At 69.2% G+C, this 11,795-nt stretch carries 7 protein-coding genes; 6 read left to right on the top strand and 1 reads right to left on the bottom strand.

Annotated features, from left to right (window positions below):
- Positions 1 to 256: 256 nt before the first annotated feature.
- The 5 genes from PPSIR1_RS35955 to PPSIR1_RS35935 all read left to right on the top strand — a co-directional run bounded on the left by PPSIR1_RS35955 (position 257) and on the right by PPSIR1_RS35935 (position 7,332).
- Positions 257 to 979 (top strand): MotA/TolQ/ExbB proton channel family protein, encoded by a 723-nt coding sequence (locus tag PPSIR1_RS35955; protein ID WP_006976186.1) that lies wholly within the window; start codon positions 257 to 259, stop codon positions 977 to 979.
- A gap of 31 nt (positions 980 to 1,010) precedes the next feature.
- Positions 1,011 to 1,499, top strand: a complete 489-nt coding sequence (locus PPSIR1_RS35950) for an ExbD/TolR family protein (RefSeq protein WP_053335485.1) — start codon at positions 1,011 to 1,013, stop codon at positions 1,497 to 1,499.
- 279 nt (positions 1,500 to 1,778) lie between these two features.
- Complete coding sequence (locus tag PPSIR1_RS35945) at positions 1,779 to 2,261, top strand: ExbD/TolR family protein (protein WP_157596339.1); 483 nt, start codon at positions 1,779 to 1,781, stop codon at positions 2,259 to 2,261.
- A gap of 18 nt (positions 2,262 to 2,279) precedes the next feature.
- On the top strand, positions 2,280 to 6,329 hold the full coding sequence (locus PPSIR1_RS35940) for a thrombospondin type 3 repeat-containing protein (protein ID WP_086001996.1): 4,050 nt from the start codon (positions 2,280 to 2,282) through the stop codon (positions 6,327 to 6,329).
- 106 nt (positions 6,330 to 6,435) lie between these two features.
- Positions 6,436 to 7,332, top strand: coding sequence for a sucrase ferredoxin (locus tag PPSIR1_RS35935; RefSeq protein ID WP_157596338.1), 897 nt, complete (start codon positions 6,436 to 6,438; stop codon positions 7,330 to 7,332).
- A 250-nt stretch (positions 7,333 to 7,582) separates the two neighbouring features.
- Here PPSIR1_RS35935 and PPSIR1_RS35930 read toward each other — a convergent pair whose 3' ends face one another.
- The gene (locus PPSIR1_RS35930) at positions 7,583 to 8,467 is read right to left on the bottom strand and encodes a GGDEF domain-containing protein (protein WP_006976180.1); all 885 of its coding nucleotides are present in this window, start codon (positions 8,465 to 8,467) and stop codon (positions 7,583 to 7,585) included.
- 189 nt (positions 8,468 to 8,656) lie between these two features.
- Between PPSIR1_RS35930 and PPSIR1_RS44805 the strand changes: the two genes are divergently transcribed.
- Positions 8,657 to 11,767, top strand: coding sequence for a serine/threonine-protein kinase (locus tag PPSIR1_RS44805; RefSeq protein ID WP_086001994.1), 3,111 nt, complete (start codon positions 8,657 to 8,659; stop codon positions 11,765 to 11,767).
- The last annotated feature ends 28 nt before the right edge of the window (positions 11,768 to 11,795 follow it).

Below are 11,795 nucleotides of genomic sequence, written 5' to 3'. Positions count from 1 at the left end.
TCGACACCAAGGGCAAGGTCGTCGACGTGAAGACCAAGACCAAGTTCCCCGGTGACCCCCAGGTCGACAAGATCATCCGGGACACCATCAAAAAGTGGCGCTTCAAGCCCTTCGTCGTCGGCGGCAAGCCGGTGAAGACGTGCACCGAGCGCACCTTCAAGATCAAGTTCAAGTGAGCGCCGCTACCGCGCGAACTTGACGACCAACCTCAACCGAGCGCCTCCGGCTCCGACCGGACAGAAACCGAGAAACACCGATGCAAACCATGCTCCTGCTCGCCAACGAAGGCACGGACTTCAGCCTCTCGGGCATGTGGGCCCAGATGGGCATCTTTGCCAAGCTGGTCCTGATCGTACTGATCATTCAGTTCGTCATCACCCTGATCATGTCGATCGAGCGGCTGATGGTCTACAACAAGGCCAAGTCGCAGAGCATCAGCTACATCATGATGCTGCGTAACTTCCTCAACGAGCGAAAGCTCGAGGACGCCGTCGCGGCGGTCAAGCAGCACAGCTCCAGCCCCGTCGCCAAGGTCGTGGGTTCGGGCATGGACGAGTACCTCCAGGGCCTCGAGGCGCTGCAGGAGGAGGGCCCCGACGACGTCGGCGACTTCGACATCGTCGACGCGGTCAACCGTCAGATGGAGCGCACCAAGGAGCGCGAGACGGCGAACCTCAAGAAGGGCCTCGCGCTCGTCGCCACCACCGGCTCGACCGCGCCCTTCGTCGGTCTGCTCGGTACGGTCGTCGGTATCATCAACTCCTTCCAGGGTCTGTCCTCGGACGGCGGCGGCGGCCTGAGCTCGGTGGCTGGCGGTATCTCCGAGGCGCTCGTCGCCACGGCCGTGGGTCTGATCGTCGCCATCCCGGCGGTCATGGCCTTCAACTACTTCAACTCGCGGGTCGAGGGCTTCCAGATCGACATGAACGACGTCGCCAGCGAGGTCATCAACTACGTCCTCAAGGAAGGGCGCTACTGAGCCCGCGGGCTCTGAGCACTCTGATAAACCCATGAGTGGCGGATCGCATACTGGGCGGCGTACGCGCCGAATCCCTTACAAGGACGACCACGGCGATCACGCCGCGGGTCCCCAGAGCAACATCAACGTCACCCCGCTGGTCGACGTCTGCCTGGTCCTGCTGATCATCTTCATGGTGGTCACTCCGATGCTCGGTCGCGGCAAGGACGTGCAGCTGCCGACGCTGGTCGAGGCCTCTGAGCACAAAGAGGGCGACCAGGTGTTCGTCTCGGTCGACGACGAGGGTGTCTGGATCAACCAGGACAAGTACACCCAGCGCAAGGACTTCGAGGAGGCCCTGACCACGGAGATTTCCGTCGCCGAGGGCAAGGCCGCCGCGAGCGGCTACGAGGGGCCGATCTTGTTCCTCAAGGGGGACGCGAACACCGACTATGGCCGGGTTCGCGTCGCCATGGAGTGGATCCAGCAAGCCAACGTGCAGAACATCGCCCTGGTGGTCGACGTCGGCAACGGTCTCTGACTCGGCCCAACTGGAGCCGGACTTCTTCACAGCGAGTCGGGGATGGGTGACGAAAGGCCCGAACCGGCTCGCTGTTCATGATCCTGAACAAAAACTGCGAAGGCTGCGGCCAGGACCGCCGCCTGCTGGATCCAAGCCCGACGGAGCCGATCCACGCACCCCCCGCTCGACCTCGAGTTTCTCGGTAGAACGCACATCGGCGGGTCGAGCGGCCCTCGCAAGACTTCACGAATTCCGTTATTCTGCGCGCCCCTGAAGGCGTAAGCACAGCAACCCTCGGTGGTTGCATTCCAGGAGAACCAGCCCATGGGCATGAGTGCAGGTGGGTCCGGAGGCGGACCAAGTAGCGAAATCAACGTCACACCGCTCGTCGACGTGTGTCTGGTGTTGCTCATCATCTTCATGGTGATGACGCCCAAGAACGTGCCGGAGATCTCTGTCCGGGTTCCCCCAGAGAGCAAGAAGAAGCGGCAACAGCAGAACAAGGAAAACGACAACCTCGTCGTTGGCCTCGACAAGCAGGGCGCGCTCTCACTCAACGGCCAGCCCATGAACAGCAAGGACGAGCTCGGCGACTTCATCGCCAGCCGTCTTCAGGGACGCGACAAGAAGGTCGTGTTCATCGATTTTGACGACGACGCCAACTACGGGGGGGCCGTGGAGATCCTCGACCTCGCCAAGCGTAACGGTGCCGTCGTCCTTGGCATCATGAAGAAGAAAGATCGGCCTGTCCCCGACACCTTCCCACTGCCCGGGACCTGACCGAGAGGAAATCAGCACATGACCAAACCAGAACTGCGAAAGCTCGGTTCGCTCGCCACGACGGCCGCCCTAGGCGCCATCGCTGCGAGCGCATTGCTGTCGACCGCGTGCATCTCTGACACCGACTGCGGCGTCTGTGACCCGAACAAGCTGGTGCTCGAGAGCATCACGGCGGTCAACTACGAGAACCGTAAGGTCAACCGCCTCACCCCTGGCGTCGATCAGGGCAAATTCTTCATCGAGGACATCGTCGACTGCCTCGAGACGGAGGAGGCCCTCGAGAACGCCCGCGGCGAGAGCGAGTACTGCAAGCTCTCTCCGCTGATCACCGGCAGCGGCCTCGAGTTCGTGTTCAACAACCTGCTGGACGCGACCTCCATCGAGCTCGTCCGCAAGGACCCGAGCAACCCGCAGCTGTTCGAGGTCTACGACTGGAAGAACCGCCTCGCGTCCATCGAGGGCCCGATCAGCCGCTTCAACGGCGACTACTTCGAGCTCTCCGGCGAGGACCCGGACACGGTCACCCGCGCGGTCAACCTGTCGTGCATCGACAACCTGCGGGCCACCGGCCAGGACTTCAACCACGAGGTCCTCGACGCTGACCCGCTGATCTGCAACGGCTTCTACGCCGCCAGCGACGGCCGCCAGCTGCCGCTGCGCATGCAGGAGTCGGGCACCACCAAGTCCTACGCGGGCGAGACCGACTGGCGCGCGGCGAGCTGCTCGGCGCCCGACAGCGGCCCGGACACCTGCTGCACCGCGTGCGACTACGAGCTCTCGGTCAACGTCGCCAAGTACGGCGTGACCTCGGACGGCACCAAGCGCACCCCAGCAGACGCCATCGCCTGTGACCCCACGGGCAACGTCTACACCGAGTGCGCCGACTTCGTCTCCGACGTCAACCGCGACTTCGAGACCAACCGCTACGTCTACGACTGGAACGGCGAGAGCGGGGAGTGGCGCCTGCCGATCTCGGACAAGATCCGCGAGACCCACCCCGCCCAGCGTGCCGACGGCGTCGAGCCCGACGGCGCGCCCTGTCAGACCGACGCCGACTGCGACGACCGCCTCGGCGGAGACTCGGGCGCGGTCTGCATCGGCACCAACTCGCAGGGCGACGTGTGCTCGGCCGAGGCCGACGACTGCGGCGACAAGCACTGCAAGGCCGAGTGGTTCGTGACCTGCGCCGCGCAGACCGACACCACCGGCGGGGCCTACTGCGTCGACCGTCGCTTCCGCGACAAGGGCGCTGGCGGCTGCTACATCGGCACCGAGGAGTTCCAGTCCTGCGAGATGGACGGGACCTGCACCACCTGGGAGGCCGGACGGCGCCTGGCCTACTGCGACACGGGCGAGTTCCCGGACGGCCTGCTGAGCGCGAGCGAGTGCTGCCAGGCTGCCCTGGGCGCGAGCGGGGACGGGGCCGCGTGCGACCCGACCTTCCTGCCCAACGTCCAGCCGATCAAGCGCTTCGACCGCGACCAGACCCTGCCCGAGGAGACCCGGACCTGCTTCTGCGGCGACCCGAGCAACCAGCCCGAGTACTGCGCCAGCCAGATCGAGCGCTTTTGCACGGCTCCCTGGGGCGATCTGGTCCGCCACGATGGGGCGACCAATGAGAACGCCTACGTCACGCGCTTCGTGACCAAGGTCGGCGGCGTCATCTACGACCCCTCCCTCAAGGGCGTGCTCTACCTCCCCGGCGACCGCGGCAACCAGCCCCGCTCGCTCGTCGAGGCCTGCGCCGAGATCACCACGAGCCCCTCGGACCTCATCGGTGGCCGCAACCCGCAGGACGGGTGGCGGATGCACGACGACGCCTTCTTCGAGAACTACGAGAACTTCGACCGGGCGATGTGCTCGGGCTCGGAGTACCGGGTCACCTTCGCCACCGACGGCCACCAGATCCGCGACAAGGTCGGCAACGTCCTCAACGAGGACGAGCTGACCTACGTGTTCGAGACGCCGGAGTTCCACGTCATCCCGGGCACCGGCTTCCCCACGGACAACCTGCGCATCGGCGCCTGCGACGACTTCCAGATTCAGGTCTCCAACAAGTACGACCTGTCCCCGGAGAACACCCGCAAGCTCGAGCTCGTGCAGCTGCGCCGCATCGCCGGCGCGACCGACGAGTTTGGTGAGGACTGCGCGACCAGCACCGAGCCCGAGTGCTGGGAGGAGGACCTCATCATCGCCGGCGGTGCGAACTGCACCGAGATCAGCACCGACGTGGTGCCGGACCAGCCGGGCGCGGACAACAACGGCGACGCCGTTCCGCCCTGCCTGACCGTCGACGTGGCCAACCAGCGCTTCGGCGAGATCCGGGTCGTCATCGACAACGTCCGCTTCGGCACCCAGCTCAACGCCTTCGACGAGAACAACCCCGAGGACAACGTCGACGCCTACGGCCGCGCGACCACTGGTCGCTACCGCATGCGCCTGCCGGGCCTCGAGACCGTCGAGCGCTTCGAGGACCTCGATCTGGGCAACCCCGCCGACCTCGCGGCCTACAACGCGGCCTTCCACGACGTCTGCGGCATGCCGCTCGTCACCTCCGGCGGCCAGGACTACAAGGACTTCTACTACGACTTCACCATCGATCCTCCCAAGTGCAAGGAGGACGAGGACGGTGACGGCGTGCAGCTGTCCTGCGACAACGCCCGCGACCACTTCAACCCCGATCAGTTCGACGAGGACCTCGACGGCTTCGGCAACATCGTGGACAAGTGCCAGCTGACCGCGAGCGACTCCGACACCGCCGACTCCGACAAGGACGGCATCGGCAACGACTGTGACCGCTGCCGCGAGTCCGCCGGCAACTACAACGAGGACGACCTCGGCGTGCCGGCGCCGCTGCTCGTGCGCAACATCCCCGACCAGACCGACACGGACCGTGACGGCATCGGCGACGTCTGCGACAACTGCATCTGGACGCCCAACTGCAGCATCTTCAACGAGGACAACCCCCACGTCGTCGGCACCGAGGTGCCCTACGACCAGAGCTCGCTGTGTCAGACCGACGAGAACGTCAACATGATCGGCGACGCTTGCCAGGACCCGGACAACGGCGACCTCGGCCTGCAGATCAACGCCTGGGCCTCTGGCCCCATCGGCTTCGGCAACGACGACGACTTCGACCAGGACGGTCTGAGCAACGTCGAGGACTACTGCCCGCGTCAGCCCATCGCTGCCGTGGAGCCCGCGACCTGCGGCAACGACGACGACTGCCCCGAGAGCACCTGCTCCTCGACGGGCTACTGCAACCACGTCGACACCGACGCTGACGGTGTCGGCAACGCCTGCGACACCTGCCCCTTCAGCCCCAACCCGCTTCAGATTGTCGAGGGTGGTGCCGAGGAGGATGACGACGACGGTGACTTCATCGGTCAGGCCTGCGAGGCCGACAGTGAGTGCGCCAGCCAGCGTGACCCGCGGCCCTACGCCCTCATGGAGGTCTCGGTCAACGGTCTGTGCTGCTCGACGGCGTACCCCGGCGACGGCTACTACGACGGCCAGAACGAGGACGGGACCTGGCGCTGCGAGGGTCTGTGCGACCCGGACGGCTTCCCCATCCAGCAAAACTGCACCGACGAGGCGGACCTCTCCGTCCACACTCCCGACGGCTCGAAGTGCCGCTCCGTCCCCGCCGCCGTCGCCTCGCGCCCCGGCATCCTGGAGCTGCCCCCGGGCTGCGAGGACGCCCTCGCCAACGCTGGCCTGTGCGACCCGGGTGACCCCAACTGCGACCCCGACACGGCCAACCGCCGCCTCCGCCTGACCGACATCCCCGACCTCGAGGAGCTGTGGGGCAAGATGTGCTGGCTGCCCCAGTGGGACCAGGACTTCGACGGTGTGGGCGACGCTTGCGACCTGTGCCCCTTCGCGTACGACCCGAACAACGAGGAGTACATCGACGAGGTCACCGGCAAGAAGTGGAACAACATCGGCAAGTACTGCGCCGGTGCCTACTCCCCGGATGCCATCTGCGCCGCGGAGGACGAGGCCGAGGGCGAGGACGAGACCGGTACCGACGAGACCGGTGGTGAGGAGACCACGGACGGCGGCTGAGCCAGTCCGTCGACCCACCCGAAGGGGCGAGCGCTGCGGCGTTCGCCCCTTTTCTTTGGTCGCCGTCGGCTTTCATTGGACCAGGCCGGGTGTCATGGTCGTCGCCGTGAGCGACCAGCCCTACTGCCGCCAGATCGCCGAGCACGAGCCCCTGCACGGGACGGCCCCCGAGGGGGTGCAGCGCTGGCTGCTGGTCGAGGACGCGGACCCCTGGGGCCCCAAGCCGCCGCGCGACAGCGCCTTGCCCCAGGCCGTCAAAGGCTGGCTGGCAGCGCGCTCGAGCGAGCCTGGCGTCCGCGTGCAGCTGATTCGCTGCGGCGAGTCTCAGCGTCGAGGCGGGGCTGGGCGGGGGACGCAGCCCCGCCAGGTCTTCGTGGTCGACGCCGGCGTCGACGCCAAGGCTCGGCGCATCCTCGGCGCTCGCCTCGAGCTCGACGCGATCCCCGACCTACGCCTCGACGACCCCAGCTTGTCCGCCCACGGCTTCGAGGCCGTCGCTGGCCCGCTGTGGCTGGTCTGCACCCACGGCAAGCGCGACCGCTGCTGCGCCAAGTGGGGCGTCGAGCTGTGGGAGCGCGTGCGAGCTCGAGTCGATGCCCCCGCGCGGGTCTGGCAGAGCTCGCACCTCGGCGGACACCGCTTCGCGCCCGTCGCCGCAGCGCTCCCCACCGGCTTGATGTGGGGCCGCGTCGAGGTCGGCGAGGTCGACACCCTCATCGAGGGCATCGCCGCCGGTCAGGTCCCCCTGCTCCCCAAACTCCGCGGACGCTGCTGCCACCCTCGCCCCCTACAAGCCGCCGAAGCCCTCCTGCGCCGGCGCGAGGCCCTCAACGAAGACGACGCCCTGAGCCTGCTGGCCTCCAGGGGCGACCTCGTCACCTACACCACCCCAGCAGGCACCGGCCAGACGACAATCCGCCGCACCCCCGGACGCCCAACCCTGGCCAGCTGCGGCGACGAAGGACTCCAGCCCCGAGCCCACTTCGAGCTCGCTCCCGCCTGAGAGCCAGCGAGAGTCGAGGAGCTCTAGAGGTCGATCCAAGAGCTCGAGAGCCCACGGTACGAACTTGAGCAGAGCCCTCGGCAAACCAGGGTCCTAGCTTTGCAAACACGAACCCCGCAAACGACTCGCCCCCCGAGGGGGGCGACCACATGCGGTCTGAGGGGGCGCGAACCCCATTGCCCACCAAGACAAAGCGGAGGAGCGGACAGCGACGAAGCGCCCCTGGTCCCAACCCCCTGCGGGGGCGTAATCAACACGCGATGATGCAGTTCCGCCCAGCTTGCTTGGCCCGGTACAGCCGCTGATCCGCGAGCTCGACCAGCTGCGCCCCGACCATGCCGGGCTCCCACTCGGCCACCCCGCCCGAGATGGTCACGGGGATGTGCTTGCCCTCGAACTCGAAGCGCTGGACCTCGACCAGGTTGCGGATGTGGTCGGCGAAGCGCGTCGGGGCAGGGGGCACGAGGCCGCGGAGGATCAGCGCGAATTCTTCTCCGCCGTAGCGCGCCGCGAAGTCGCCGGCGCGCATGTGCTCGCCGACCAGGCGCCCGACCTGGGAGAGCACGTAGTCCCCCGCGCGGTGGCCGTAGGTGTCGTTGCAGCGCTTGAAGTGATCGATGTCGAACAAGAACAACGCGAGCTGGCTCTGGGCCCGGGCCGCCTTGGCGACGGAGTTGGCCAGGGCCGAGTCGAAGCTCGGCCGGTTGTGCACGCCGGTCAGCGAGTCGAAGTGGGTGAGCGAGTAGACGTGCTCGTGGAAGGCCGCCTCGATGTTGTTGCGGCTGATGAACTTGAAGATGGTCCGACCGATGGTGATCTGATCGCCGTCGTCGAGGTAGCAGCCCTTGGTCTGCTCTTCGTTGACGAAGGTGCCGTTGGTCGACAGCAGGTCTTCGACGCGCACGCCGGCGGAGTCGGGGACGAAGCGGGCGTGGTTGCGCGAGACCAGGCCGTCGTCGAGGCACACGCCCGCGTTGGCGTCGCGGCCGACGCTGAGCTCCTTGTCGAGGTCGAACTTGCGGCCGACGAGGTCGCCCTTGATGACGACCAGGCAGGCCGATCGGTCGACGGGCGCGGCCGTGCTCCCCCCGGTGTCGGGGACCGTCTTGTTCAGCGAGGGCGCCGTCGTACGCACCCCTGGCGGGCGTGGCGTACGCGGTTTGGACGGGGCCATGGCGCAAGGTTATCAGGCAATGCCGAGTCTGGGGCCGCCTCGGGGCCCTGTTCGCTCGCGCAGGGGATCGCGCGCTCGTCTGCGTCGAGGCGCGGTCCATGACCCGGCGCCCTTACCCGCTCCCGTGGCTGGGGTCTACACTGGCGCGCAATGAGCGAGGAGGGCACGGACGCGACTTGGCCTGCGGACTCGCGCGGTGCGCTCGGGTCGACGCCATCGAATGCCGAGCCCGACGGCAGCGAGGACACCGTGATCGCGCGCGAGCGTCCGCCCTCGACCCAGGCCACGCTCGCGCCCGAGGGTGAAGGTGAAGGCGAAGGCGAGCAGGGGCTGGCCGCGACGGTGCCCAGCAGCATCGGGCGCTACCTCATCCGGCGGCGGATCGGCGCGGGCGGCATGGGCATGGTGCTGGCGGCCCACGACCCGGAGCTCGACCGCGAGCTGGCGATCAAGCTGATCCACCCGCGCGCCGCTGGTCGCGAGGAGGCCCGCACGCGCATGCTCCGCGAGGCGAAGGGGCTCGCGCGCCTGTCTCACTCCAACGTCGTGCAGGTCTACGACGCGGGGACCGTCGACGGGCGGGTGTTCATCGCCATGGAGCTCGTCGACGGGGAGCCGCTGTCGGCGTGGCAGGCCCGCGAAGGGCGGAGCACCGCGGACATCCTCGAGGTCTACCTCCAGGCCGGTCGCGGGCTGGCGGCGGCGCACGGCGTGGAGCTGGTCCACCGCGACTTCAAGCCGGACAACGTGCTGGTCGATCGCCAGGGGCGGGCGAAGGTCCTCGACTTCGGCCTGGTCCGCGCGATCGGCAAGGTCCTCGACGCGGGCGCGGCTGGGACCGAGCCGAGCATCGAGCTGGCCCTCGACGCGACCTTGGACCCCTCGAGCCTCGACGAGCAGCTCGAGCGCGCGCTGGCGGACTCGGACGCGGTGCCGCGCTCGCGCCCCGGTGAGCTCTCGGGCAGCAGCGAGCTCGACTCGGACATCACCCACGGCGGCGCGGTCATGGGCACGCCCGCGTACATGTCTCCGGAGCAGTGGCGCGGCGCCCGGGCTGGGGCGCGCAGCGATCAGTTCAGCTTCTGCGTGGCGCTGTGGGAGGCGCTCTACGGGGCGCGCCCCTTCGCTGGGCGGACGGCCTCGCAGCTGGCCTCGGCGGTGTGTACGGGTCAGCTGCGCGAGCCTCCGGGGACCGTGCGCCTACCGGGGAGCCTGCGCGCGGCCCTCGAGCGCGGCCTATCCCTCGAGCCCGACGCTCGCTTCCCGACCATGGACGCGCTGCTGACCGAGCTGGCCCGGGACGACTGGACGCGGCGCAGCCTGCCGCTGGCGATCACGGCGACCCTGGCCTTCGCGCTGCTCGCGTGGGTCCGCTTTGGCGTGTCCGCCCAGGACCTGGGCGCCGACGCGGCGCCGCTGTGCGAGGCCTCGGGCGCGCGCATGGTCGAGGTCTGGAGCCCCGAGCGCGGAGCCGAGATCGGGGCGGCCTTCGAGGCCACGGGCCAGCCCAGCGCCGAGCTCATCGCCTCGCGGGTGGGCGCCGGCCTCGACGACTACGCGGCCCGCTGGCAGGCGGCGGCCGTCGACAACTGCGAGGCGACCCGGGTGCGCCACGAGCAGTCCGAGGAGCTCCTCGATCTGCGCACGCGCTGCCTGGACGAGCGCCGGACCCAGCTCGGCGCCCTCGTGGAGGTGCTCACCGACGCCGACGCGTCCACCGTCGAGGCGGCCCTGACCGCGGTCGAGGGTCTGCCCAGCCTCGCGGCCTGCGACGCCAGCCGGGTGCTGTCGAGCGAGGCCCTGCCCGACGACGCCGAGCGAGCGGCGGGCGTCCGCGAGGTCCGCCGCGAGCTCGGGGCCGTGCGCGTGCGCCTGGACACCGGCCGCTTCGCCGACGCCAAGGCGCGCCTCGACGCCCTCGAGCCCCGGATGGACGCCCTCGACTTCGACAGCGTGCGGGCCGAATTCGCCCTGCTGCGCGGGCGCCTGGTGTTTCGCTTCACCGAAGACGCGGACGCGGCCGAGGCTCACCTGCGCGAGGGCTACTTGATCGCGCTGCGGATCCGGGACGAGGGGCTGACCCGGCGCGCGGCGATCTGGCTGACGGAGCTGGAGTCGAGCCGGGGGCGCATGGACTTCGCCCGCTTGTGGGCCGACCAGGCCAAGGTCTTGATCGAGCGCGACGGGGGCAGCGAGCCCGGCCTGGCCGCGGACCTGGCCGACACCCTCAGCTGGATGGCGCACCAAGCTGGGGACGACGAGCTCGCGCGGGCGGAGGCGCTGCGGGGGCTCGAGCTCCTCGACGAGGCCCAGCTCGACGCGCCCACGCGGCGCGTGCCCCTGTACCTCGACCTGGGCCTGGCCGCCTACGCCCAGGGGGATCTGGCCGCCGCCGAGGACAGCTTCGAGGCCGCGCTGACCATCGCGGCGGACAGCGTCGGGCGGGACAACGCCATCGCCACCGGGGCGCTCAACAACCTGGCCTTCACCTGCCAGGGCCAGGGCGACCTCGACCGGGCCCGCGCGCTGCTCGAGGAGGCGGTGACCAACCGCGAGCGCGAGTTTGGCCGGGAGCACGCGAGCGTGGGGCTGGCGCTGAGCAACCTGGCGAGCGTCGACGTCGAGCGCGGGGACGGTCTGGCGGCCTTGGCCTCGGCCGAGCGAGCGGTCCGCATCCTGGACGCGCGCCGGGGCCCCGACAACCTCGCCAGCTTGCTCGCGCGTCAGCGCCTGGGCCTGGCCCACGGCCTCGTCGGGGAGTACGCCCAGGCCACCGCGGAGCTGGAGACCGTCGCCGCGCGAGCGGGCGCCGAGCCCAACCCGGACCTGCGCCTGGTCGCCGAGGTCAACGGGGACCTGGCCGCGATCGTGGCGGCTCGCGGGGGAGGGGAGCGCGAGGTCGAAGCGCGGCTGAAGGCGAGCCTCGAGGCGGAGGCGGCCGCGTGGGCTGACCTGGTCTATGTCGGGCACTTCGCCCTCGCCCTCGGCCAGCCCGAGCTCGCCGCGCGGGTGTTCGCCGTGGTCGAGGCCAAGGCCGAGGTTGGGCAGGCTGAGGGTGGCCTGGACATGGCCTCGCGCCAGCGCCTCGCCCTCGCTCGGCTGGAGTGGGCGCGGGCCCTCGCCGCGCTCGAGGCCGAGGGGGCGGCGCGGGCCCTCGCGGTGCTCGAGCGCATCGATCGTGGGGACCTCGAGGGCGCGCCGCCGCTGCTGGCCCAGCTCGACGCCCAGCTCGAGCGGCTCCGCGCCGTGCCCGAGCCCTGAACCACGTCCACGGCGACTGGGTCCTCAA

Origin of the sequence: Plesiocystis pacifica SIR-1 (assembly GCF_000170895.1) — a bacterium.
GTDB lineage: Bacteria > Myxococcota_A > Polyangia > Nannocystales > Nannocystaceae > Plesiocystis > Plesiocystis pacifica.
This window is presented reverse-complemented; position numbering and strand designations above follow the sequence as displayed.